The 25357-nt window shown below is 38.2% G+C and carries 27 protein-coding genes; 3 read left to right on the top strand and 24 right to left on the bottom strand.

Features of this window, described 5'->3' with window-relative positions; all coding sequences use genetic code 11:
• Positions 1 to 294: 294 nt before the first annotated feature.
• The gene (gene holA / locus ACQKN2_RS22815; RefSeq protein ID WP_427416986.1) at positions 295 to 1305 is read right to left on the bottom strand and encodes a DNA polymerase III subunit delta; all 1011 of its coding nucleotides are present in this window, start codon (positions 1303 to 1305) and stop codon (positions 295 to 297) included.
• 164 nt (positions 1306 to 1469) lie between these two features.
• On the opposite strand from holA, the gene ACQKN2_RS22820 reads away from it, so the two are divergent.
• Positions 1470 to 1607, top strand: a complete 138-nt coding sequence (locus ACQKN2_RS22820; protein WP_323647422.1) for a YqzM family protein — start codon at positions 1470 to 1472, stop codon at positions 1605 to 1607.
• Positions 1608 to 1638: 31 nt separating this feature from the next.
• Here the strand turns inward: ACQKN2_RS22820 and ACQKN2_RS22825 are convergent, their stop codons facing one another.
• The 15 genes from ACQKN2_RS22825 to ACQKN2_RS22895 all read right to left on the bottom strand — a co-directional run bounded on the left by ACQKN2_RS22825 (position 1639) and on the right by ACQKN2_RS22895 (position 15155).
• Positions 1639 to 3492: a DNA internalization-related competence protein ComEC/Rec2 gene (locus ACQKN2_RS22825; RefSeq protein ID WP_427416970.1), complete on the bottom strand. Its 1854-nt coding sequence runs from the start codon at positions 3490 to 3492 to the stop codon at positions 1639 to 1641.
• Positions 3493 to 3926: 434 nt separating this feature from the next.
• Positions 3927 to 4496: a ComE operon protein 2 gene (locus ACQKN2_RS22830; RefSeq protein ID WP_323647426.1), complete on the bottom strand. Its 570-nt coding sequence runs from the start codon at positions 4494 to 4496 to the stop codon at positions 3927 to 3929.
• Between the two features lie 333 nt (positions 4497 to 4829).
• Positions 4830 to 5477 (bottom strand): helix-hairpin-helix domain-containing protein, encoded by a 648-nt coding sequence (locus ACQKN2_RS22835; RefSeq protein ID WP_427416971.1) that lies wholly within the window; start codon positions 5475 to 5477, stop codon positions 4830 to 4832.
• Positions 5478 to 6247: 770 nt separating this feature from the next.
• Complete coding sequence (locus ACQKN2_RS22840) at positions 6248 to 7414, bottom strand: DUF4085 family protein (protein WP_427416972.1); 1167 nt, start codon at positions 7412 to 7414, stop codon at positions 6248 to 6250.
• A 567-nt stretch (positions 7415 to 7981) separates the two neighbouring features.
• Positions 7982 to 8317 (bottom strand): hypothetical protein, encoded by a 336-nt coding sequence (locus tag ACQKN2_RS22845; protein ID WP_427416973.1) that lies wholly within the window; start codon positions 8315 to 8317, stop codon positions 7982 to 7984.
• Positions 8310 to 9080 carry a helix-turn-helix domain-containing protein gene (locus tag ACQKN2_RS22850; RefSeq protein ID WP_427416974.1) on the bottom strand — a complete coding sequence of 257 codons (771 nt, stop codon included), beginning with the start codon at positions 9078 to 9080 and terminating at the stop codon, positions 8310 to 8312. The genes ACQKN2_RS22845 and ACQKN2_RS22850 overlap by 8 nt, the downstream gene beginning before the upstream one ends.
• A 240-nt stretch (positions 9081 to 9320) precedes the next feature.
• Positions 9321 to 10061: a class I SAM-dependent DNA methyltransferase gene (locus ACQKN2_RS22855; RefSeq protein WP_427416975.1), complete on the bottom strand. Its 741-nt coding sequence runs from the start codon at positions 10059 to 10061 to the stop codon at positions 9321 to 9323.
• A 2-nt stretch (positions 10062 to 10063) separates the two neighbouring features.
• Positions 10064 to 10408 carry a ribosome silencing factor gene (gene rsfS / locus ACQKN2_RS22860; protein ID WP_197144980.1) on the bottom strand — a complete coding sequence of 115 codons (345 nt, stop codon included), beginning with the start codon at positions 10406 to 10408 and terminating at the stop codon, positions 10064 to 10066.
• Positions 10405 to 10977 (bottom strand): bis(5'-nucleosyl)-tetraphosphatase (symmetrical) YqeK, encoded by a 573-nt coding sequence (gene yqeK, locus ACQKN2_RS22865; RefSeq protein ID WP_427416976.1) that lies wholly within the window; start codon positions 10975 to 10977, stop codon positions 10405 to 10407. Before yqeK ends, rsfS begins: the two co-directional genes overlap by 4 nt.
• Entirely contained in the window at positions 10946 to 11536 is a 591-nt protein-coding gene (locus ACQKN2_RS22870) for a nicotinate-nucleotide adenylyltransferase (protein ID WP_427416977.1), read from the bottom strand. Before ACQKN2_RS22870 ends, yqeK begins: the two co-directional genes overlap by 32 nt.
• A 9-nt stretch (positions 11537 to 11545) precedes the next feature.
• Positions 11546 to 11848: a ribosome assembly RNA-binding protein YhbY gene (gene yhbY / locus ACQKN2_RS22875; protein WP_427416978.1), complete on the bottom strand. Its 303-nt coding sequence runs from the start codon at positions 11846 to 11848 to the stop codon at positions 11546 to 11548.
• Positions 11849 to 11853: 5 nt separating this feature from the next.
• Positions 11854 to 12684 (bottom strand): shikimate dehydrogenase, encoded by an 831-nt coding sequence (aroE, locus tag ACQKN2_RS22880; protein WP_427416979.1) that lies wholly within the window; start codon positions 12682 to 12684, stop codon positions 11854 to 11856.
• A gap of 30 nt (positions 12685 to 12714) precedes the next feature.
• Positions 12715 to 13818 carry a ribosome biogenesis GTPase YqeH gene (gene yqeH, locus ACQKN2_RS22885; RefSeq protein ID WP_068983688.1) on the bottom strand — a complete coding sequence of 368 codons (1104 nt, stop codon included), beginning with the start codon at positions 13816 to 13818 and terminating at the stop codon, positions 12715 to 12717.
• On the bottom strand, positions 13815 to 14336 hold the full coding sequence (locus tag ACQKN2_RS22890) for a YqeG family HAD IIIA-type phosphatase (RefSeq protein ID WP_323647442.1): 522 nt from the start codon (positions 14334 to 14336) through the stop codon (positions 13815 to 13817). The genes yqeH and ACQKN2_RS22890 overlap by 4 nt, the downstream gene beginning before the upstream one ends.
• A gap of 36 nt (positions 14337 to 14372) precedes the next feature.
• Positions 14373 to 15155: a phosphatidylserine decarboxylase gene (locus tag ACQKN2_RS22895; RefSeq protein ID WP_427416980.1), complete on the bottom strand. Its 783-nt coding sequence runs from the start codon at positions 15153 to 15155 to the stop codon at positions 14373 to 14375.
• Positions 15156 to 15291: 136 nt separating this feature from the next.
• Between ACQKN2_RS22895 and pssA the strand changes: the two genes are divergently transcribed.
• Both pssA and sigK read left to right on the top strand, forming a co-directional pair.
• Positions 15292 to 15792: a CDP-diacylglycerol--serine O-phosphatidyltransferase gene (pssA, locus tag ACQKN2_RS22900; RefSeq protein ID WP_323647695.1), complete on the top strand. Its 501-nt coding sequence runs from the start codon at positions 15292 to 15294 to the stop codon at positions 15790 to 15792.
• A gap of 88 nt (positions 15793 to 15880) precedes the next feature.
• The gene (gene sigK, locus ACQKN2_RS22905; RefSeq protein ID WP_323647445.1) at positions 15881 to 16588 is read left to right on the top strand and encodes an RNA polymerase sporulation sigma factor SigK; all 708 of its coding nucleotides are present in this window, start codon (positions 15881 to 15883) and stop codon (positions 16586 to 16588) included.
• 795 nt (positions 16589 to 17383) lie between these two features.
• Here the strand turns inward: sigK and mtnN are convergent.
• The 8 genes from mtnN to mltG all read right to left on the bottom strand — a co-directional run bounded on the left by mtnN (position 17384) and on the right by mltG (position 25125).
• Positions 17384 to 18076 carry a 5'-methylthioadenosine/S-adenosylhomocysteine nucleosidase gene (mtnN, locus tag ACQKN2_RS22910; RefSeq protein ID WP_427416987.1) on the bottom strand — a complete coding sequence of 231 codons (693 nt, stop codon included), beginning with the start codon at positions 18074 to 18076 and terminating at the stop codon, positions 17384 to 17386.
• Between the two features lie 176 nt (positions 18077 to 18252).
• Positions 18253 to 18900, bottom strand: coding sequence for a YrrS family protein (locus ACQKN2_RS22915; protein ID WP_427416981.1), 648 nt, complete (start codon positions 18898 to 18900; stop codon positions 18253 to 18255).
• A gap of 266 nt (positions 18901 to 19166) precedes the next feature.
• The gene (gene greA / locus ACQKN2_RS22920; RefSeq protein WP_427416982.1) at positions 19167 to 19655 is read right to left on the bottom strand and encodes a transcription elongation factor GreA; all 489 of its coding nucleotides are present in this window, start codon (positions 19653 to 19655) and stop codon (positions 19167 to 19169) included.
• A gap of 187 nt (positions 19656 to 19842) precedes the next feature.
• Positions 19843 to 20481, bottom strand: coding sequence for a uridine kinase (gene udk, locus ACQKN2_RS22925; protein ID WP_323647451.1), 639 nt, complete (start codon positions 20479 to 20481; stop codon positions 19843 to 19845).
• A complete protein-coding gene (locus ACQKN2_RS22930) occupies positions 20481 to 21761 on the bottom strand; it encodes a peptidase U32 family protein (protein WP_427416983.1) in 1281 nt (426 codons plus the stop codon). Before ACQKN2_RS22930 ends, udk begins: the two co-directional genes overlap by 1 nt.
• Positions 21762 to 21775: 14 nt before the next feature.
• Positions 21776 to 22708 carry a peptidase U32 family protein gene (locus ACQKN2_RS22935; protein WP_427416984.1) on the bottom strand — a complete coding sequence of 311 codons (933 nt, stop codon included), beginning with the start codon at positions 22706 to 22708 and terminating at the stop codon, positions 21776 to 21778.
• A gap of 5 nt (positions 22709 to 22713) precedes the next feature.
• On the bottom strand, positions 22714 to 23346 hold the full coding sequence (locus tag ACQKN2_RS22940; protein WP_323647455.1) for an O-methyltransferase: 633 nt from the start codon (positions 23344 to 23346) through the stop codon (positions 22714 to 22716).
• 651 nt (positions 23347 to 23997) lie between these two features.
• Positions 23998 to 25125: an endolytic transglycosylase MltG gene (gene mltG / locus ACQKN2_RS22945; RefSeq protein WP_427416985.1), complete on the bottom strand. Its 1128-nt coding sequence runs from the start codon at positions 25123 to 25125 to the stop codon at positions 23998 to 24000.
• Positions 25126 to 25357 lie beyond the last annotated feature (232 nt).

Genomic DNA, 25357 nt, shown 5'->3' on the forward strand with positions numbered 1-25357 from the left:
AAAGGAACGAAGGCTAAATGCGTCACGTCCTGTGACAATGCCTTCGTGACCAACATCATGTTGGCCTCAGGGTCTCGTCTGTCTCGCTTTCCCGCTGGAGTCGAGTAGCCCTACGCTACAATCAGTTAAAATGGGCATACATTATCAACAAAAAAAATCCTTTTATTAGCCAATTATAAACCTATATTTTCCCAATCAACACGCCTGATACTTACTGAACGAAAATTAAGAGCTGCCCATATTGCTTCGGACAGCTCATCAATAGATATATTTCATTCTAAACAATCGTTACATTTAGAGTCGGCGCAGTAAAAAGAGTTCTAAATAACGCTCACGATTGCCTCCTGTTGATTTCAGTTGTAAATCGACCTCTGCTAACTGATATAAAGCCTTCAATAAGCTTTCCTCTGATGGACGATTACGCTGCTCAACCATCAGCTTGACACGATAAGGATGTATTTTTAAATTTTTTGCGATTTGCTGTGGATGATAGCCCTTTTTTAATAAATAAAATACATTGGACATCGTACGTACATTTGATGCAAGCAATCCAACAAGCATGATAGGCTCTTGCTTTTGACGTAGTAAATCGTGATAAATAGACAATGCCCCTACAGAATCGTTCGCAAAATAAGCATTTAACATTTTAAAGGCATCCTGCTCTAACGTTTTTGCTACTAAATCCTCGACTAACGTAGTAGTTATTTCACCGCCATTTCCTACATAAAGTGTCAGCTTCTCAATTTCCATTTGCAACTGTAGCATATTCGGTCCAACCATTGCGACAAGCTGCTCAAGTGCATTTTGTGTGATGCTATTGCCCTCGGCTTTGACTCTACTTTGTATCCACACGGCTAAGTCCTGCTCCTTTGGTGTTTCAGCTTGGACTAATAACGCATGCTCCTTCATCATCTTTGTCACTTTTTTACGTTCATCCAATTTTTCATATGGTGCGATAAAAACTGTTACTGAAAAATCAGAAGGGTTAGCAAGCCATGCTTCTAAGCGTTTTATATCATGGTCAATTTTTTCTTTTCCTTTTTCGGTTGCCTTTAAAAAGGATGCGTTTTTGGCAATGATCAGCTTTCGCTCAGAGAAAAAAGGAATTGTATCTGCTTCATCCATAACGACATCCACTGGCATTTCTTCCAAATCAAATGTAGACATTTCTATCTCTTCTTCGGGTCCTATTGCTTCTTTTAACCGTCTAACTGTTTCATCTATAAAATAGCTTTCTTCACCAACGAGTAAATAAACTGGTGAGAGCTCTCCTTTTTTAATATTATTCCAAACCGTTGAAATCATAATTTTCCCTCCATATAGCAATACTACTAGTATACATGATTTGAATTCCTTTGTGACTTTGACCGAATTGTGTCGATTCTTTGCCATATGGCAAATTCTCCTTTTCGATATAGCTTTTATGAAAATGATGTCTTATAATAAATAACAGAATTGGAGGGATAACAATGAATCCATTTGAAGGAAAAAACATACAATGTAGCCGTAACGATGCAACTGATTCAGGAGTTGGTTTCGGTGTATCATTCGGAATGTTTTCACTTATGTTTATCATCGCAATAGTAGTAGAAGTAGCATCTAGATAATTGAATGTAATTTACGAGGAAAAAGACCGGCTCATTGGACAAGGTCTTTTTCCTTTTGCACAAACCAACTATTCTCTAAAATTCTTACTTCAATCGTCCCATCTATTCCAGTTGTTAACGTAGATAAATTTCGACTTGTAAAACGCTCCACAATCTCTTCATGTGGATGACGGTAACGATTATTGAGCCCAGCGCTGAAAATGGTTAGTTCAGGCCGTAACAGCTCTATAAATGGCTCAATACTTGATGTTTTACTGCCATGGTGTCCAGCCTTCAACAATGTCATATCCGCTAATTGTTTGTTGTAAAGATGAATAAGCTCCTGTTCGCCATGTTCCTCTAAGTCACCCGTTAACAATGCTCGAAATGACCCCTGTTGCATATATAAAACGATTGAATCATCATTGCCCTCATAAAGAGTGTCACGGGGCCATAAATAATGAAAAGTAGTTTTTCCTATACGCCAAGCTGTTCCCTGCATTTTTTCTTTTACAGGAACTTTTTTCTTTTTGGCTTCCATCAGTAAATCCCGCATTACAGGCTTGTCCATTGAACCAGGAGTGAGGTGAATTTCATGCATGTTAATCTCTTGCAATATCTCTTCAGCGCCCTCTACGTGATCAGCATCCGCATGAGTGGCGATAAAAATATCAATGTCTCGTATCCCTTTGCCTTTCAAAAACGGGACAACAACTTGTCTCCCGACCTCATATGGGCTGTCTGACGTCTTCCATACGTCCTGCTTAAAGCGTAGTAAGCCACCTGAATCAATAACATACACAGCCCTTCTAAACGGTAATTCAATAACTGTACAATCACCTTGACCAACATTTAAAAATGTAAGTTTAGTTTCGCTAAACAGCATCGGCAAAAAATGAATACATAATGCAGGAATGAAGATCACAACTGCAAATTTACCATACTGTTTTATCTCGATAAAATAGAAGCCTGCTAATACACTTATCAACGCCACGCAAAGAAGCCATATAGCGGGCTTCCCTGGCGACCACAGCTGAAACGGCAATTCCTGAAGATATAAAATAAACTTTGTAAGCCAAACACGGAGCGGCTCGTACACATCAAATATAGCTTTTGCTGCTGGCATTGATAGTATTGTTAGAACAAACATGATCATATTAAAAGGTAGTATAACAAAGGAAAACAGTGGTACGAAAATAATATTGGCTAAAAATGAAGAAATAGAAATTTCATAAAAATGATGGAGCAATAATGGATAAACAAGAAGTTGGCACACAAATGTAATGAAAAATGAGCGAATTAACCAGTTCGCGAATAGTCTAAAAATGACAGCTGAATAGACGAGACTAACCGTTGCTAAATATGACAATTGAAAGCCAACCTGATAAATGACACCAGGTTCAAGTAGGACAAAGCAAATAAAGCTAATGGCTAGAGCATCATCCATGGATATGTGCCATCTAGCGTAACGCATCAACATGATTAATTCTACGACAGATACTGCGCGCCATACGGAAGGCGCACCACCAGCTATCACCCCATATATAGGTAAGATGATGAGTAACACTAAGGTCGCCATTTCCTTTCGTACACCTATACGTAGAAGACCTTCAAAAAACAACCATGAGACAAGTGCCACATGTAAACCAGAGATAGCAAATATATGTGTGATGCCAAGCTTTTGATAGGCTCTTTGAAGCTCATGGTCGACTTGATCCTGTAATCCTATTAGAAGTGCTTGTGCCTCTGCAACTAGTGACTCAGGGAATGTTGTTTCAATATGTTTTTTCATAAAGTGTCTCTGTTTAGCAAGAAACGAACGAATGGATGTTTTCTCTTCTATAAAGGTCCAGTTTGAAACTTCAAATATTCCCCTAGCACCTTTACTGATTAAATATTTTTCCATCGAAAACGCATACGCATGTGCGGGTGGAAGGGGTGCTATAAGTTCTCCTTGAACTAGATAGGTCCTACCTGTCAATGAAGTAGTTTCATAAAAGCTTTTCTCTTCTTCTGACGAAAAAGTATATACGACATACAGCTTCTCATCTGTTTCAGTTTTTACAAAGCCTCTGAGCTTTTGACCATTTATTTTATATTCGCTCGACCAAGTTATTGGGAATGTTGACGGTAGAGGGGAAGAGTCCGTCAGTTGAAATGTAACGATGAAGAAATAGGAAAGAAATCCAAAGACGATCACAAGAGCTGAAATTAAACGTGTTTCACCTTTCCATTTAAGCCCTAACACGAAAAGCAGAAGAACGGCGAGTAGCCAAGCTGACTTGTATGCCGCTATTGAAGCAACAAGTACAGCTAGTGCTACGTAAATCCATTTATGCTTTAAAGCTTTTTGCCAAATAATGCACTCACCTTCTGTTCATACGGGAGCAGTTTTTCTGCAGGCATACCACTCTCACGAAGCTCGTTTAGCATGTCTATATACAAGGCTAATTTTTCGTCGCTTAAGAAGTCGATTTTACGTTCATCAAACGGAACGTGTACCACCTCTACACCTGCTTTTTCAAATAACTCTTGTGCATAAGGATTATTTTTATAATCCGTCGCGTAATACACACGTTCAATACCTGCTTGAATAATAGATTTCGTACATGGTAGACATGGGAAATGTGTAACATATAAGTCTGCACCTTTTGTAGGCGTCCCATATTTAGCACATTGTAGTAGTGCATTCATTTCAGCATGCACTGTGCGCACACAATGGTTATCAACAACATAGCAACCATTTTCAATACAATGTTCATCACCTGTAATTGAGCCATTATAGCCACCTGCAATAATTCGCTTATCTCTAACGACAGTTGTTCCTACTGCAAGCCTTGTACATGTACTACGTAATGCGAGTAAATGGCTTTGCGCCATGAAAAATTGATCCCAAGTAATTCGCTCCATATGACTACCTCCGAAAATTTACTTATATTGATTATTTACGCTGCGCCTTTATTGCAACAGCCCTTTTCTACTATAGTGTAGCCCTTTTTTAAAAGAGTCGTCAATATCTCAAAACTTACTGCCATTACAGGTGTGTTTATTAACCATTTATCCACTCTAATTAATTAGAAGGCACTGATTTCCGCTACGGGCTACTCGCTTTCCTGCGGGAGTCGAGTAGCCCTACGCTACAATCAGTTAAAAATGGGAATATATTAGCAAAATAGCAACAAAAAAACCTTTTTATCGCTCAATAATAAACCTATTTTTTCCTAATCAACACGCCTGCTACCATTACTTAACTGTAATAAAATCCTTCAGCCTCTCGAATGTTTTATCGCCGATACCACTCACTTTTTTTAAATCCTCAATTGTTTTAAAGCCTCCATTCTCCTCACGGTACGAAATAATGCTTTGAGCCTTTGATGGACCAATACCTGATAATGTCGTAAGCATTGCTTCATCTGCTTTATTTAAATTGACCTTTTGATCTTTCATACCGTTGTCACCTTGTGATGTTCCGCTAGTAGGCATCGTTAAAATAGATGAGGTAATTTCGTCTTGCTTCTCACCCTTTTGAGGAATGTAAATAACCATCTCATCCTCAACTTTTTGAGCATGATTAATGAGTTGCGTATCAGCATCCTGCGTATAGCCACCTGCAAGCTGTACGGCATCTATAATGCGTTTGTCGGGTTGTAGCTCATAGACACCTGGATACATAACAGCACCCTTTATATCAACAAATACCTGCTGTATGACCGCTTCATCAACAGATTCTTTTATTTCATGTTGTTCAATAGGTTGGATTGTTTCGATGAGCTCTTCTTGGGGAGGTGAAGAGTCAGAACTCGAAAAAAAGAAGTAACAAAATCCACTGATAACAAGTATGCCGGGGATCAACATACTTTTTTTATACTTTTGCCAAAAAGATTGGATCATCAAATAACATCCTTTCCTTTGCAAAAGGTAATCATATGGAGTCTATTTCATCTTACAATATCATTCATGTGTTGGAAAGATAAATTATTTATAATAAAATGTTCAAGCGTGTTGATTCCTTTTTTATTCACTCTAATTAATTAGAAGGCTCCGATTTCCGCTACGGGCTACTCGCTTTCCTGCGGGCGGGAGTCGAGTAGCCCTACGCTACAATCAGTAAAAATGGACATACATTAGCAAAATAGCAACAAAAAATCCTTTTATCAGTCAATAATAAACCTATATTTTCCTAATCAACACGCCTGAAATTATTTATAGAAAGTACTAAGGCTAAAAAAATGGCCTCCCTACCCATTGCTAATTATTTGCTGACAAACTTATGTAACATTATGTTTTACTTTGATAAAAAAGCCACTTTGCACCAAAATGTATTGTGGTTCTTTTCACATTGAGGGTAAAAATAAAAGTGACGGATGAATCATCAAAGGGACCAAGTTGATTGGAGTGGAGACTGGGCGACTCCTCGGGGATCAGCGATAGAGGAACGAAGGCTAAAAGCATCACATCCTGTGATAACGCCTTCGTGACCAACATCCTGTTGGCCCGAGACCCTGCAGCGTAGCGAAGCGGCTCATCGGACGCCCCCAGGAAAGCGCCCAGTCGGAACGGAAATCAACCACACGTTATGGTGATGAGCTTTTATTTGAGTTCTTCATTGCTATAATTAGCAATGGGTAAGGACCATCTTTATGCAATACTTTCTAAAAGCTTTAGTCTTCTAATAGATCCTTAAATTTCGCTTGGAGCTCAGTCGTTAAGATCTCCTCATTGTTAAAATGACGAATAAACACATTTTGCATCATATCCTCTTGAGCTGGATTCATCTGCATTAAAATATCATTAATCTTCTCCGCGAGCTGGACTGGATTGGCATACATCGTATTCCATGCGCGAACCTTTAACTCTATATCTGTACCAAATGCCGCTGCCTCCAAGTCCTGTATTGGTACTGGCTCACTGAAATGTGCATACGGGTCTTCATATGTATCTGTATGTATAAAATGAATACAATCATCTAACTTATCTGCCACACGTATTGTATCCACAAAAACGCCTTGATCATTTTCATATAGATAGCTATTTTCTAAAATTAAAAACGGTGCGTGTTGCTGAATCCCGATTACTCGCTGTTTTAATTGAGGTGTAATAAAGGTTAAGCCATGCTCTAGCTGCAATGTTTGAACGTAGTTAGAAAAATTACCGTTTTCAGCAAAATCACTATATGTTTTTGGACGATAATAAAATTCAGCGTCTAAATCCTCTGCTTCAATCGTCCATTCTACCTCTGGACAATCAAAAATAACACGTAGTGCCATTCCATTCGCTGTTTTTCTGAGCTCGTCATAAATATAAAACTGCTCCGGTTCTACTTGACCTACCTCACTTATAATATTGGTGAACGTTAGAGAAATGATTGATTTTGCAGTAAAGCCTCCTGCCATATCAAATGTTAATTCCACTTGAGTAGCATTACGGTGAATACTAACTATTGTTGCATCATGAAGACTTTGCTCAAAGACCTCTCTCTCCTTCGATTCCATATAAGCCAACGTTTTCTGCTTTTCCTCATATGCTGCTTCGAGAATATTTTCAAATAGCTGCTCCTGTTCATTTCTCCATCCTAAAAAGTCTACCCGTACATGTTTAGGAACATCTGGTGTATTCAACGTACCATCTAAAACATATGTATGAAATCGCAGTGGTAAATAGTTCATTTCGCGTAATTCATCTAATTCCTGCTTCTTTTCCTTATATGGATCAATATCATTTTCCTTTGCATAGGCGATGTATTGTGTCCACTCCTCATCAGATTCGTAAATAAATAGTTTCATCGCATTTTCATACGCTCTTTTCTCTTGCAATGTTAAGTGCCACATAATTTCAGCTCCTTTAATTGGGTAGTAAAAATAAAAGAAAAATTACTCTTACAATTATTTCGTTTATTTAGTTCCTGCAAGTTATTCTGAATCGAAAATGAATAATCTCTACCCACATCATTTTTGCGTATGTTAGCAAACAATCTGCCTTTCTTGCGAAATATTGAACAGAAAATCACACAATTTAGCTTGTTCTTTCATATCTAACAACTCATAAGGAAATCTTTAAATACACTCTCTTTATCGGTTATCTTCTCTACCAAAGGCTTTAGCCTATTCTCTTGTCCCTTCTTTGATTCCGCCCCCCTTTTCATAGATGAATACCATTTCACATGAATTTATACTCATTTCATGTTCATTTTCACTATACAATTACTTATTTTATATAGCAAAAGAAGCGGTTGTATGCATAGATACAAACCGCTTCTTCTTAGCATTTGCTATATTTTTTAGAACGCTGATTACAACATCTTACTATCGTATGGTTTATTTTCACGAATAAACTCTTCCACAACGGTTAACGCGCTCTCTAAATCTCTTATTGTCCAATTATCCTGCAACTGTGCCCTATCCCCTGGTATGGTGTGGGTCACTTTTGAGCCCTTCTGATAGCATGTGGTGCGGAACAAAATGATGCTCATTTTCCCAAGCACTGATATGGCCAGGTTTCTTTCTATTTTTTTCCCATGAATAGCGGTATTGTATTTTATTGTCGTTTTTATCAAACCATTCACGGACCCTAAATTGTGTTTCGCCATAAAAACCGCTATTAAAGTAGAATATAATTTTAATTACTGTATTGTCTGGATTAATAGGATCATCTTCAATTAATAAATCTGTAGGTTGACGTAGGATTGAATTAAAGCGAGTTAATAATGGTGCATAATCAGTTAATTTAGGCACTAGTACCTTTCTTAGCCTGTAATTGCTTTAATAAAGCATTTTTCTGCACTATATACCCCTTCCAATCAAAAACGTCTACAGCTTCATCTAATCCGTCAATTAGGCTATCACTTTTATTTCCATACAGATGTTCAAACTCTCCGCCATATTCAATTTCATATTCAGTTATTCTACCTTGGATAACCTCTAGCTTTTCTTCCAGTGTTTGGGTTCTACGTTTTTTCTCTTGATGTATCCATTGCATTTCAAACGATGTAACTGGATCTGACCATAATTTAAGTGCAACTCTAGGAATTTTTTTAACGTTGTTAATTATTTTATACTCTAGACCATTATTTAGATACTTATAAATAGTTGGCTTTGAAACCCCTAAATATTCTGCTGCTAGCTCAGTAGAGACTAATTCGGCTATATCATAATCATAATCTATATATCCGCAATCTGTCGTTTCTAAAAACAATTTTTCGAATGCCAACTTAACAGCACTTAACTCATTTTTTTTGAGATTTTTTTCATCCAATAGTTCTAATACTTGATCAAAAAATAGTTTGATTGTGTCCGACATGATTTTTTCAGCTGGCTTTAATTTTGTTTCTCTTAATTGAATATAACGAACTGATTCTGAAAATGTATCAGGGATAGAATCCCCAAGAGAGTATAGAAGGAATTGTGTTTCTTTTTCTAATAGATCTGCGTCTTTGGTTTGGAATGCTAAGTCAATTGATTCTTGTGTTTTTTGGATTACTGCTAAACTCATTTTCATCACCTCTCACCTCCATACTATAACTTTTTTACAAAAATACAATTTTATATGTTTACAATATCCCCTTTTTGTAAATAACACATGCGAATTGTCTGAAAATAATTTGCATTATTAAACATTCTTTTCCGCTTTATTCACCACTTCAAAATCAATACTGTACAATTCTGTTTTCTTAGCAAAGAGAACTTGTTCACAAAATAAAAAACAGCTCGCTGGTCAATTTACCAGCAAGCTGTTCTTCTATTTCACCACACGGATAAAAATGCGTTCACTTTCATATTCAGGACCTTCATCTGTAAAATCGGCTGTTACTTCTACATGTTTAAAGCCAATTTCCTGAAGCCACGCCACATATTGCTCAATTGAGAATGTGCGCTGGTTATGCTCCTCGTCGAAGCGTTCATATAGATTACTCTCAGCATCACGCACATAAAACGTCATTTGATGGACAACGGAATGTTCAAAATCGCCAGGTTCCGTATGCCATACATAGCTAATATCTCCATCGTCATACGTAAACGGTCCGTCTAAAAATATATCATTCATTTTAAATAACGAATGCACGTCAAAAAACAGCTGGCCGCCATCTCGTAAAGCGCCATAAATACGTTCTAATGTTGAATAAACTGCTTTTTCTTCCACTACATAATTCAGCGAATCAATAGCAATTGTTACAACGTCAAGCGCCTCAAAGCCCTCTAATTCATCCATCGACATACAATAAAGAGGTACATGTAATCCTGCATCAGCAAAGCGCTCTGCGGCAATTGAGAGCATATCTTCAGATAAGTCAATCCCACTCACCTTGTAACCTGCTTTCGCAAACAGTAGGCCAAGCACACCTGTACCACAGCCGATATCTAAAAGATTCGGGCATTGACTGCTCGGTGCATGCTGCAAAACCCATCCCACATAACGTTCATAAGGGATATCCGTTTGCAGTTCGTCATACACGTGCGCAAATCGTTCGTAGCTACTCACACTTAAGCCTCTGGCATGTCTAGCTGCGGTGCATCGCCCCATAGACGTTCTAAATTATAATAAGCACGTTCATCTTTATGGAATACATGTGCTACAACATCTCCAAGATCCACAAGAACCCAGCGTGCTCCATCGAAGCCTTCTACACGACGAATTTCATAGCCCTCTTTTACTGCTACCTCTTGTAATTCACGTGCGATTGCTTGCACTTGGCGATCAGAATTACCATGAGTAATAATAAAGTAATCTGCTAAAAGTGAAATACCTTCCATATTTAAAACGACAATATCCTCACCATGTTTGTCGTCAATTGCTTTGTAAGCTGATTGTAATAAAGTTGAAGTCATCCTTCACTGTCCTCTCTTTTCATCATATCGTTGTAACATTCTATTGATAATGGATAAATGGGTTGTTTTGTGTCGATTAAAAATGCCAATGTATGGCGTACACAAGCGCTCATCACTTTATCCAAATTTTTCTTTGCTTTTTTTCGCAGACGATCAACACCATCAAATTTACGATTGGGTTCAATCATATCTGCAACAAAAATAATTTTTTCTAAACGGCTCATACCCACGCGTCCTGTTGTATGAAAACGAATAGCATTTAACATATCCTCATCGGTAATGCCAAATTCGCTTTCTGCAATATAAGCACCTACTGGACCATGTAGTAATTCACTACCCCAGCCAAGAAGGCGAGCATCTAATTTTTCATCTTGGACGATTTGCTCCATCCATTCAATATCTGCATATTTCGCAATATCATGAAGGATAGCTGCTATCTCAGCCTTTTTTTCATCCTCACCATAAAATTTTGCTAGCTCAATGGCCGTTTCCATTACACCGATGGTATGAATATAGCGCTTCTCAGGCATACGTGGCTTAATCGCCGCTAAGTACTGTTCGCGTTCCATAAAGACCTTCCTCTCGTACGAACGTCTCTACCGCTTCTGGCAGTAAAAAAGTAACCGTTCCTCCAGTGGCAAGGCGTTCACGAAGCAGTGTGGACGATAAATCGATTTGGGGAGCTTCCACCATTATTATAGGATACTCTGTTGTGGCCTCTGTTCCTGGACGCTTTACTCCTACAAATTGCACAAGCTTCACTAATTCATCAATACAGTACCATGTATGAAGCGAATCAATCATGTCGCCACCAATGATAAAGTAAAATTTTACATTAGGCTCTCTTATACACATCGCAGAAAGTGTCTTATATGAATAGGATACGCCACCCTTATCCACCTCATACGACTCCACAGAAAAATACGGATATGGACTTATTGCACGCCTTACCATTTCAAGGCGCTCCACATCACTAGCAGCATGACGTGCAAACTTATGTGGTGGTAACGCATTGGGCATAAAGCGAACTTCATCTAGATCTAAAGCATGAAGTACTTCATTAGCCATCATTAAATGTCCATTATGTGGTGGATTAAATGTACCTCCCAGTAAACCGACCTTTTTCATCGTCTCACCTTATTTCGATGCTTTTGGTAATGCAATCTTTTTTTGATTGCGTGATTCTTTATATAAAACAACTGTTAGTCCAATTAATTGTACAAGCTCTGCATGAGCACCTTTAGCAAGTCCTTCTGCCACTTCATGCTTGTCCTCTTCACAGTTATCTAAAATACGTACCTTAATCAGCTCTCTTACTTCTAATGCTTCACGAATTTGCTTTGTCATTTCGTCATTAACGCCGCCTTTTCCTACTTGGAAAATTGGTGTTAAATGATGTGCTTCTGCACGTAAAAAACGTTTTTGTTTACCTGTTAACATAAAAATTAATATCCTCCTAATTGCACCTTTAGTTGGGCAATCATTGAATTTGTATTCGGGTATTCACCAAGCCAATGCTCAAAAGCAATAGCCCCTTGATGAACAAACATTCCAAGACCCGTAACGACGGTTGCTCCTTTTTCCTCAGCCGCTTTTAAAAAAGGCGTCATTAATGGATTATACACAATATCGGCCACAATTGCGCCTTCTACAAGTCGTTCTAGTGAAAATGGCATTGAAAAATTGCCCGTAGCAAGACCAGCCGATGTCATTTGCACTAAAATACCGAAATCAGCTAGTGATTCTTCAGCCTCTGCTAAAGAAATAGCATTACCTATACCCATTTCATCGACAATTGCCTTTGCATTTGCCACTGTGCGATTGGCAATGGTTAAATTCGTATATCCTTGCTGCTGCATAGCAAAAGCAATACCACGGGCTGCACCGCCTGCACCAATCAGAAGAACTGGTTTGTCTTTATGTGACTTACCAACCGCTTCCTCTAGCGAGCGCACAAAACCAACACCGTCAGTATTGTATCCCTTGAATTTTCCTTCTTTTGTTCGGACAACCGTATTGACAGCTCCCATTTTTTCTGCCAACTCATCTAGCTCATCTAAATAAGGAATGATTGCTGTTTTATGTGGAATTGTAATGTTCCAACCACTTGCACCTAATGTTTTTAGGCCAGCAACCGCTGACTCCAAATTTTCAGAAGATACATGCACTGGAATATACGCCGCATCTATCGACAGGTCCTCGAACCAAGAATTATGCATTACTGGGGATTTTGAATGCTCAATCGGATCACCAATAACTGCAAACCATTTCTTCATTTCCTAGTCCCTCTTCTCTACTTGTACATCCTAAATTAGTGATGGGCGAATTGAAACTTGTACACCTTTTGGCGCATAAGCTGCTACAACTACATCAGCATGCTGCACAGTAATCCATCCAAGACCCGAGAACACAACATCTGTTTTCGCTTCTTTGATTGAGAACTCATGACGCACTAATGGCGGTAGCTGTTCTATAAATTCGGCAGTTGGTGGTGCCAGTAATTCACCCTTATGCTCTGCATACAATGTATCTGCCTTCTCAAGCTTTGTACGGTGGATTGGTAAGTCATTTGCCACGTGAACCGTAAATGCCGAACGATCTCCTTGAATAAAGTCAAAACGGGCAAGGGCACCGATAAATAATGTTTGTCCTGCATTTTGTTGATACACTTTTGGCTTTATTTCTTTTTTAGGCATAATATATTTTAATTCGCTAGCGTCAATATGGTGTGCCATCTGATGATGATTAATAATTCCTGGTGTATCATATAATGCACTACCATCATCTAGTGGAATTTCAATCATATCTAAAGTGGTACCTGGGAAATGAGAAGTCGTAATAACTTCACCCTCACCAGTAGCCTGCTTGATAATGCGATTAATGAACGTGGATTTCCCAACATTTGTACAGCCTACAACATAAACATTTTGTCCATTACGATACTCATCAATGGCTTCCATCGCTTCAGCCATCCCTTTCCCTTTATGAGCACTCACTAAAAGTACATCGACAGGTTGTAGACCTAGAGCCTTTGCTTCACGTTTTAGCCAATTAATCACTTTTTTCGGTTTCACAGATTTCGGTAATAGATCGGCTTTATTGGCGATTAATAACACAGGATTTTTACCAACGAAGCGGTGAAGTCCTGGTAGCCAGCTCCCATTGAAGTCAAATATATCAACAATTTTTACGATTAAGCCTTGCTGAGTTCCAAGACCATTTAATATACGTAAAAAGTCGTCATCTGTTAATGACACTGGTTGAATTTCATTATAATTTTTCAAACGGAAGCAACGTTGGCAAATGACCACGTCTTTTTCTAATGATGATGGGGGTGCATACCCAACTGCTGTTTTATCTTCTGTTTGAATTGTTGTACCACAGCCAATACAATTTGGCATTTCGTTCATTCTTTTTCCTCCCAAGTACTGATTCCTTTTCGTTTTAAATTATTGAACACACGGCGTTCAATAAATCGATTGAATTTTGTTACGAGCCCATCGGATTGTGCAACCGGTTTTACTAGTACCGTATGCAAGCCTAGACGATTTGCGCCCATTACATCTGTTAGTAATTGGTCTCCTACCATTACTACTTCCTGAGGTCGTAACCCCAATTGAATAATGGCACTATAAAAGGCATTACGAAGTGGCTTTCTCGCCTTATGAATATAAGGAATACCTAATGGCTCAGCAAACTGTTTAACACGTGCTTCTTTGTTATTCGACGCAATAATAACACGAATGCCAGATTCTTTCATAATGCGAAGCCAAATAATAAGCTCTTCCGTTGCATCAGCACGGTCCCATTCCACAAGCGTATTATCTAAATCCGTAATTATCCCTTTAATACCTAAGTCTTGAAGCTTTTCCGGTGTAATTTCATAAATACTCGTGACAAATTCATCTGGTAATAAAAAATTATACAAAATAGCGACCCCTAATCTAAACGTATTATTCGACTATTATAGCATATTTGCGAAGGCTTCACCCACTTGAATTGGGCTTCCTTGTACAACATTTTCCGTAAATTCTATTGCATCCTTTTCAAACAGCATAACTACTGTTGAGCCGAATGAAAAATATCCGACTTCTTCACCCTTACGCCACTGCGTTGTTGTATTAGTAAGTACGATAGAATTTACAAAGGTAGCACCCACTTTAATAAACGCTACCTGCTGATTATTAGTGACTTTCAGCTCCGTTACTGAACGGTAATTGTGTGAAATTGGTTTTTTACCGTATGTAAGACCGGCCTGATTAACGGGATAGGATTTTTGACCAAGTGTATATTGCCTTAGCACTTGCCCATCAATCGGGCTATGAATTCGGTGATAATCTGCAGGACTCAAGTAAAACACGATATAATGTCCATCTGCATATTGTGAAGCACGCTCTGTATTGCCAAGTAGATCTTGTAATGCATAAGGCTTACCCTTTACAAGAAACGTCATATCCCATTCGATACGTCCAAATGATTCCACCTTCGCATCCACTGGACTTGCAAAGGTAGTGGGATTTTGTTCAATTGTCCGTGCATCTTCTAAAAGCTCTCTTGTAAAAAAATCATGTAAACTTGAAAATTGTTGTTGTTGTTTTGAAACCTCTTCAAGCTTAATGTCGTATACCTTCATGTAACTAGGAATAATACGTTTACTCCACTTTGCTTTTGCAATAGATTGCAGAAGCTGGGAGGATTGCTTACCATTTGTTAATTCAATCAAACGTTGATATATTTTTTCTTTCATAAAACAAAACCCCTATCGATTAATTTAGACTGTCAATTTTTTCGCATTCGAAGTATAATGGTACAATATCTTAAGTGCAAAGGAGTGATCCCCCTTGTTTTTTTATCACAAGTTGGTGGATACCACGGTTAAGAAAATGAAATCGCAAGCAGCAAATTTTATCACAATCAGTAATATGTCTTTCGGCGGCGCAGCCATAATGGCTACACTACATGAATACTATAGCTACAGTGTCTTGTTTATCTTTATCGCAGCCCTTCTTGATCGCTATGACGGGAAGGTAGCTAGAGCACTTGGACAAGTGTCTGATTTAGGTAAACAATTAGATTCTATGAGTGATATTATATCATTTGGTGTGGCGCCTGCATTATTAATGTATAAAGTTGTCTTAGTCGACTTTGGTTTTGTCGGCATGACAATGACAGTATTGTATATCATCTGCGGTGCGATGCGATTAGCTCGCTTCAATATTACAGAAGCAAACGGCTATTTTACAGGGTTACCAATTACAGCGGCAGGTACGGTCTTAACTTTAACGTATTTCGCATCTAATACGTTCCACCCAGTATTTTATCTTTTCCTTTTCCCAATACTAGCATTACTAATGATTAGTACAATCACGTTAAAAAAAGTGTAACAGCGCATTTGCTGTTGCACTTTTTTTTCATTTAACACAGTTTTATAACATATACTGTCGAAAAATGGGGAAAGGATGAAATCATTCAATGAGCGGAATTTTTACATCTATGTTGCAGTTATGGCTTGAGATCCCAGCATTACTTGGCTATTTAAAGGGGCAAACTTTCCATAAACCCTTTTCAAAAGAAGAGGAAGCTGCTTGTATTGAACGATTTTTAGGCGGTGATGAGCAAGCGCGACTTGACCTAATCGAACGCAATATGAGACTTGTCGCACACGTTGTAAAAAAATTCCACCCAAAGCATGAGCAACTTGATGATTATATTTCCATCGGTACTATTGGTCTGATGAAAGCTGTAGAAAGTTATACGCCTGACAAAAAAACCCGGCTTGCTACTTATGCCGCCCGCTGTATCGAAAATGAAATTTTAATGCATTTACGTACACAGAAAAAAGTGCAAAAAGATGTTTCCTTATTTGAGCCAATCGGTACAGATAAAGATGGTAATGCCCTACAAATCCGAGATCTCTTACAATGCGATGAAGAGAGTGCAACAGAAAAACTTGAACATAAAGAGCATGTTGCACAACTATATCATTATTTGTATATGCTCGACGAACGTGAGCTCGAAATCGTTACACTTCGCTATGGTCTTAACCAGCAGGATGCACTCACACAAAAGGAAATCGCTGCACGTTTAAATATTTCTCGTAGTTATGTATCTCGCATTGAAAAGCGAGCACTTATAAAACTCTATCAGTTATATAAACGAGATCAAAAGATTATTGAGTAATATATTGTAAATTGATAATTATAAAATTTCAACAAACCCATTACATTATTCTGCAATTAATCTTGTATTTTTTGTTACAAAGGTAATACTTTGGCTCATCACTATATCGTGAGTTGATTTCCGATCCGACTAGGTCTATTCCTAGGAGCATCGGGGCAACATTGTTTTTCTGTGCGAAAGCGCAGTGCTAACGTAGCGAAAGCGAAGCGACAGCAGCACAGATGTTTTTTGCGCGAAAGCGAAGCGACAGCAGCACCGATGTTGGTCACTCAGGCGTTTTCACAGGATGTGAAGTCTTAGCCAGAGTTCCTCTATTTCAGCGGGTGTATGGACACCCGCCTGCTGAAAAGGATGCTTTGCTTTAGCTACGAGAACACTTGTAGTTGACGTTTCACTTTCGCTAGGAAAACATTTGTAACTACCGTTTCACTTTCGCTACGAAAACATGTGCTGAAAGAAGCTAAACTATAAAGAAAGCCCCCTTGCGTCATTAAATGTCGCAAGAGAGCTTTTCTCTTAATGAATTTCAACAGATTCTGAAAGTTCTACTGAAATAAGTGTACCGAGTAACATCGTTAAAATGACTACACCTGCTGTTAAAAATAGCATTATGCATGCCTCCCATCTGAATATGAAGAGATTTAATTAACAACAGTTTAGCATTCGTACGACTTTTAAACTGTGATTTTTCTCACACTAAAAGGCACTCATTTTGACTTTTTTGTGTAGTTTATCCCGCGGATTGGTAATAACTAATAATCAGTGGGATAAATAAAGCCCTGCTGATTATAGACTTTATAACGATTCGATAGCTTTAAGTACTATTTGTGTTGAATGCTTTGCAGCGACTGGTAAAAACTCATCGAAGCTAATATTCGATTCTTTTCCAGCAATATCTGATAAAGCACGAATAACAACAAACGGAGTACCAAATTGATAGCATACTTGTGCAACAGCTGCTGCTTCCATCTCTACTGCCTTCATTTGCGGGAAGTGACGACGAACAGCTTCTACACGAACAGGATCATTCATAAAAGCATCACCTGAGCAAATTAAGCCAATACCATATTGGTGCTCTCCAACAGCCTCTACTGCCTCTTCAGCCACTTTCATAAGCTTTTCATCTGATTTATAAGCTGTTGGCATACCTGCCATTTGACCCATTTCATAACCGAAAATTGTTACATCTACATCATGATGACGGACTTCGTCTGAAATAACGATTGCGCCTACTTCAAGCTTTTCATCATAGCCTCCGGCAGAGCCCGTATTAATGACTACATCAGGCTTGAATTCATGTAATAGAATAGTAGTTGACATTGCAGCATTTACTTTACCAATACCACTTTTTAATAAAACTACCTCGTTCCCTTTGTAAGTTCCTGTTGTATATTCACTACCTGCAATTGTTGTGCTTTTTGCCTGCTCTAAAGATGCTCGTAAAAGCTCTACTTCCTCTTCCATTGCGCCGATTACTGCAATTTTCATGTACACGTTACTTCCCTTCTTTATTCACTTCAAATCAATTATGCCTCGGCATAATTGCCGCTGTCGCACAGATAAATTGCCACAGGACGTGGTGTTCTTAGACTGAGTTCCTCTATATCAGCGGATGTTTGTACATCGGCTGATATAAGTTAAAATAATAAAACGAGTTACTTTCGTCAATAGGCGCCATTTAATGTATTTAGTTGCTCAAGTTTCACTGGTAACCAGCCTTCGTTGTCGACCCATTCCATGCTGACACGGTACATTTGTGTCTTATCATTCGTTGAAACTGTTGCAATAGCCGAATTAGCGCCACCATTATTTTGTAAACGCCAGATAATCATGTTGTTCTTTTCGATACCTGTAGCGGTTGTAACTGCGGCCACCTTTTCAGCCCAGTCTACAGATTTATCATCGTAAGAAGATACATGCTGACCTGTTTGTGTTGTAGGTGTAGGCTTCCAACTTTTATTTGTTACGACCTTATCAACAATTGGGTTGTCTGACGTGGTTTCAATAGTAGCATCCTGTTCAGATGCTTGAGTTTCATCTGTAGGCTCTTCCTCTGTTTCCTTTTGAGCTGTTCCATCATTATTTTTCTCTTTAGAAGGCTCTTCCTTCACGTCTTCTTTATCGTTCTTCTGCTCCTGTATGGGCTCGTCTTTCTCAGTTTTCCCTGCATCATCCTGCCATTTAAACACAAATGTGGCTACTATAATAATCAGTATCACGACAATACCAATTAAAACATTCAATAGTTTATCTAGCTTTTTATTTTGAGATGGCTGCAAATGACGACTGCTTCGAGTTTGTCGTTCACTCATGAAGTCTCCCCCTCTCTAGCAAATATTTTATCAAGTTCAACAGCACTTGCAAAATAATTGTGCTCCTATTATATCATAGACAAAACCAAAGACCTCTCAAGGTATTTATTGGATTTTGGCTCTTGATATAAAAAACTCACATAGATGATAGAATCAAGAACAGTTTCACCTTGGCATTGCTGTCGCTACAACTTACATTCTGCTAAATGAAGATAAAAGCAGCTAGCTCTCTTTTACAAAGATAAGCTAACTGCTTGTACAAAAAATTATTTTATTGAAATAATTTTAACTTTCATTTCACCACCAGGTGTTTGTACGACAACCTCTTCGCCTTCAGCACGACCTAGCAAGCCTTTAGCAATTGGTGATTCATTTGAAATACGGAATTCCATTGGATCTGCCTCAGCCGAACCAACAATTGTGTACGATTCCTGATCTGTTGTTGGTTTTCCATTAATAATTTCTACAAATGTAACCGTTTTCCCTAATGATACTACACTGTTGTCTGATTCGTCCTCAGAAATAATAACTGCGTTACGAATCATTGATTTTAATGTAGAAATTCGACCTTCCAGAAAGGCTTGCTCTTCTTTTGCAGAATCATACTCAGCATTTTCAGAAAGATCTCCGAAATCACGAGCGATTTTAATACGTTCTACGATTTCCTTACGTGTTTCTGTTTCTAATTTCACTAATTCTTCTTCTAATTTTCTTTTACCTTCAGCTGTCATTGGGTACTGTTTTTCGTTTGCCAAAGTTCTTCACTCCTTGTTTTCGTCAATATAAAAACATAAAACTCGATTAAGTGCCTAGTAGGATTCACTTAATCGAATTTTATTATTTTTAAACGGTTTCAAATTACTCTTTGACCTAATAGTATGCATGCCTTTCTGAAATATGTACAGATATGCATGTAAATATTGTCAATACCACTCTATCTTATTACAATACGTTGTCGGTTTCAAGGATAGTTTTAATCTTAGTTACCAATAAATCAATTGCAACCTCATTATCCCCGCCTTCAGGAATAATAATATCAGCATAACGTTTCGTCGGCTCAATAAATAAATTGTGCATTGGACGCACTGCCGATAAATATTGCTCGATTACAGAATCTGTTGTACGTCCACGCTCTTTTATATCACGCATTATACGACGAATAATACGTAAATCTGAGTCCGTATCTACAAATAATTTAATGTCCATTAAATCACGTAAATCTGCATCTTCTAACACTAAAATACCTTCTAGTATAATAACATCTACAGGCTCTACCTGAATAACTTCTTTTGCTCTTGTATGCTGCACATAATCATACACAGGCTTTTCGATTGGCTGACGGACCAATAATTTTTTTAAATGCTCAATTAACAAATCATTATCAAACGCTAACGGATGGTCATAGTTTGTACCTAAACGCTCCTCAAACGTTAAATGACTTTGATCTTTATAATAAAAGTCTTGTTCAATTACAACTACTGAATGATCGCGGAAAACATCATAAATAGCACGGGTCACACTCGTTTTTCCCGAGCATGAGCCTCCAGCGATTCCTATGACGACTGGACGCTTCGCTGCCATTAATTATGCCCCTTTCGCATCATGTTATGTGGTTTTAATGGTGTGTCGCATTTAAATTTAACAATTTGTAGTGGATGACGAGCAGCATCTAAGCTATTGCCATCTTCATCCCAAATTTCACCCATTGTAATACGGAAATTTTCGATTTCTGGTCCAAAGAACTCTACCTCATCGCCAGGTTTAAAATAGTTACGTTGTTGCATTGTTACCATTTTCGTTCCTGGGTCATGCTCTAAAATTAAACCAGCAAACTCATAAGTTGTTTTACGGCCATGAACACCAAACATTTGCTCTTCGTGACCAGGGGCATCGTGGAAGAATGCTTCTGCAGTATCACGGTTAGCACATTTGTCTAATTCCTCAAGCCATTCACGTTTAATTTTAAAATTGTCAGGGTCCGCACAATAAGCGTCAATCACTTTGCGGTACACTGAAACAACTGTAGCAACATAGTGAATTGATTTCATGCGACCTTCTACTTTTAATGAATCAATACCAAGCTCAATCATATGTGGAATTGCTTCAATCAGCTTTAAGTCTTTCGGACTCATCGCAAAAGGTGCGTGATTATCATCGAAAAGTGCCTTTTCTTCGCCATCCTCTAGCTCATATAAATCATAGTCCCAGCGACAAGATTGACAGCAACCACCACGGTTAGAGTCACGGGCAGTCATATGATTTGAAAGGACGCAGCGACCAGAATAGGCGATACACATCGCTCCATGAACGAATGCCTCAATTTCAATATCGACTTTTTCCTTCATCAGCTTCATCTCTTCGCCGCCTACTTCACGTGCTAATACTACACGATGTAAGCCTTCTTCTTTCCAATACTGGACTGCCTTCCAGTTTGATAAAGATTGCTGTGTAGAAAGATGAATTTCAAGCTTTGGTGCAGCTGTACGGCATGTTTCAATGATAAGTGGATCCGCTACAATAATGCCTGTAACACCTGCAGATTCAATATCTTTTAAATACTGCTCTAAGCCGTCCATATTTTCATTATGGGCGAAAATATTTGTAGTAACATAGATTTTCGCACCATATTTATTGGCGAATTCAACACCTTCGCGCATTTCTTCAATTGAGAAGTTATCTGCGTTTGAACGTAAACCGAACTCTTGTCCACCGATAAATACTGCATCCGCTCCATAATGAACTGCTACTTTTAATTTTTCTAAACTACCTGCAGGGGCAAGTAGCTCTGGTTTTTTTGTAATGACACGTTTTCCGTCTACAATCTCACGAATTTTGTCATTTTGTTCTAATACTAATGCCATGTTCTTGCCACCTCCTAGTAAACTGTTTCCTTGAAGATAAAGCCAGTATCAAGAGGTCTGATCGCAGGCTGAATTTCTTCAATTTTAGCTAATAAATCATCTTTAATATCTTCATACGCATCTTCTGATTCGTCAAAATATGTGTCAATTGCTTGACGATAAGCTTCTGTTACTGTGACTACATATTCTGGTGTTTGAAGAACACCTTCAATTTTTAATGCATCCATGCCACCTTCGAATATTTCGCCAAGCTCATCAATAATGCACATATCATTTGGACTGAAAATATGCGTACCGTTAGCATCCTCATAAATTGGATATTTATTATTACGTTCATCATCATGAATGAACATATTGCGATTTTCCTTACGATTTTCGATTTCCATTACTTTATCTTGATATAAGAAATAATGGCCTAGTAATGGACGTTTTGATTGGAACATACATGTCATTCCATGTACTTGAACCTCAATCTCTACTTCTACATTTTCTTTAATTTCTAGCACTTCATCTAAAGAAAGTTCACGTGAAAGTACTGCGCGAGTTGCTCCGCGTTTTCCCCAATAATTTGCCGTAAACCAGTTCGTTGCAGTCGTTTCTGGATTCCAGTGTAGCGGTATTGTAACACCCTGATCACGACGGATGATTAATACTGCTGGATCACCATAAATTAAACGGTCAACACCAATACGTTGCATTTCTTTTAAATATTCGGCAAGCGCATCCAATTTTTCATTATGGAATAGCGCATTTACTGCAACATAAACCTTTTTACCTGCTGCATGAATCAACTTTGTAGCTTCTTCCACTTCACTAACAGAAAATTCCCCTGCTAGACGAAGGCCAAATTGTTGTTCACCAATGACAAAAGCATCTGCTCCAGCCTGTAAAAGTGCTTTTACATGGTCCACTGATTGCGGTGTAACAAGCAATTCAGGTTTTTTCATAATAGTCACCTCTTCAAACATAGTAATAAACCATCACCGACCGGTAAAAATGCACTAGTATAATCAGGGTGGTGCATAATCCAATCGGTGAAGTTTTTTAAATTGCGAATCATTGTACGCTTGCGACGCGGTACATCTTTTAAATCCAAATCTGATAAGCCATGCATATACATATTATCGATATATAGAACACCGCCAGATTTTACAAGAGGCGCATACTTTTCAAAAAAGCGTTGATATTGTCCCTTTGCAGCATCGATAAAAACTGCATCGAAGGTCGTATGAATTGCTTCATCGTTCACCTCTAAGGCGTCACCTTCAATGACCGTAATACGATCTGAAACTGTAGAACGTTCAATATATGCCTTTGCTCTAGCAACACGCTCTGTATCACGCTCAATTGTAACGATATGCACATTTGGTAAAGCGTCTGCCATTCTTATTGCAGAATAACCAATTGCTGTACCAATCTCTAAAATTTTCGACGGATTTTGAATACGTAACAGTTGATTTAGTGCATCAATACCAGCAAGCTGCATAATCGGTACATGATTCTCCTCCGCAAATGCTTCCATTTCTAAAAGCAATTCATTACGTGGTTGAATAAATGATTGAATATATGCATCTGATAATTCCATTTTTAAGTTCACCCTCATATCAATTATGCCTCGGCATAATTGCGTCTGGAATCGGCTTTGTGCTTAGGCCTGAGGTCGACACGATGTCGGTCATTTCGGTAATGCCACAGGACGTGGCGTTTTTACCGATGCAGGTCAGTTAGCCGTTATCGCATGAATGCGATGGTTTTTTCCGATTTCCATGACATCCGCCAGAGGCTTTAACTTCTTTCAATGGATGTTTGTACACCTGCAGAAAGAAGTTAATAGGCAACGAGCAACCCTCATTGTCTGTACTTCATCATTTAGCAACAAAAAGAAAAAGACCAAACGTGATGTCTTGGTACTTCGTCATACAAAAATGAGCAATTGTTTTTATAAGCTTTAAACAATTGCCACCACGTATATTATTCCGCATTAACGGACTGATTGAATTTTTTCCATGCGGATAGATTAAAAATCACAATTTATAATAGCACGAAAATAGAAGGAAAGCTATTTTTCTTTCCTTCTATCCACATTATTGCTATTTATTTTTTAATAATATCAATTATGCCACGGCATAATTGTGTTTTCAGCAGATGTATGGACACCTGCTGAAAAGTAACTCTTCTATACCTGTCGCTTTGCTTTCGGTACTATAAAAACATTGCTGAAAAAAGTTAACAGAAATTACTCTGCCTTACGCAAATATTCTTGTTCTTTCTGCAAATGTTCTTCATATGTTTTCGAGAAGTGATTGACACCCTGTTTATCCGCTAAGAAGAAGAGATATTCTGTTTTACTTGGATTAAGCACTGCTTCAATTGAAGTTTTTCCAGCACCCGCAATAGGACCTGGTGGTAAGCCTTTATTTTTGTAGGTATTATAGGCATTATCTACTTCTAAATCTTTATAAAGTACACGATCTTTATGAGATCCTAGTGCATATAAAACAGTTGGATCTGTTTGTAGCGGCATCCCTTGATTGATACGGTTATAGAATACGCTCGCAATTGTTTCTCGATCTGTTTGAGCAGTAGCTTCTTCTTCCAATAATGAAGCAAATGTTAATAATTGATGTACTGACATTTGCTTTTCAGTAAGAACATCGCTGTAATTTTTCACAACCTTATCCATCGCCCCTACCATTTCGTCTACAATCGATTCCAATGTTGGTTTTTCTTCAAAATAAGAATACGTTGCAGGGAATAAATAGCCCTCTAAATCATAACGAACATTATCGGCTAAAACCGCATCCGTCACAAGCTCAGGATATTTAGCCTTCATTTGTTGAACAAATGTATCGCTTGTTACTAAGTCCATAAATTCCTTTTGAGTATACGGTGTTTTCTTTTCCATAATATTACCGATTTGTTCAAGTGTTAAGCCTTCAGGAATGGTCATTGTAAAGACTGGCGTACGATAGACCTTTCCGGTTTTTAAACTTTTGATTAGTTCATCTAAAGTCATTGACTGTGTTAAATCATATGATCCTGCTTGGAACTGGGATTCATTTTTAAATTTGGCATAGTATTTAAAAACACGAGCATCTTTAATTAACCCTTTTTCCTCTAGTAGAGTCGAAATAGAGCTTAGACCTGAACCAATTGGTACTTCAACTGCTATTGTTTTAGTCGCATCTGGATCTACTGGCTTTAATGCACTCTTCACATAATTATAGCCAATTAAACCGACTATCCCTATTATTAGGACCAAAGCAATTGCAACAATAGCAACGATTTTTCTCACAATTTTTACCTCGGATTTTTTTTCTTGCATTTTTGAAAACATTTCTTGTTTTTTTGAACCGTTATTCACGGGTTTCCCCCCTATCACTCCATTATCATACTAGAAATCAACTTTCACGACAAACAGAAATAGAAAATTCAGTAGAAAAAGCACACATCAATTATGCCTCGGCATAATTGTGTCCGGAATCGGCTTTGTGCTCAGTTCTGCACGAGGGCCGACACGATGTCGGTCATTTCGGTAATGCCACAGGACGTGGCGTTTTTACCGATGCAGGTCAGTTAGCCGTTATCGCATGGAT

The sequence above is a fragment of the Lysinibacillus sp. NPDC093688 genome (genome assembly GCF_050280145.1).
GTDB lineage: Bacteria > Bacillota > Bacilli > Bacillales_A > Planococcaceae > Lysinibacillus > Lysinibacillus xylanilyticus_B.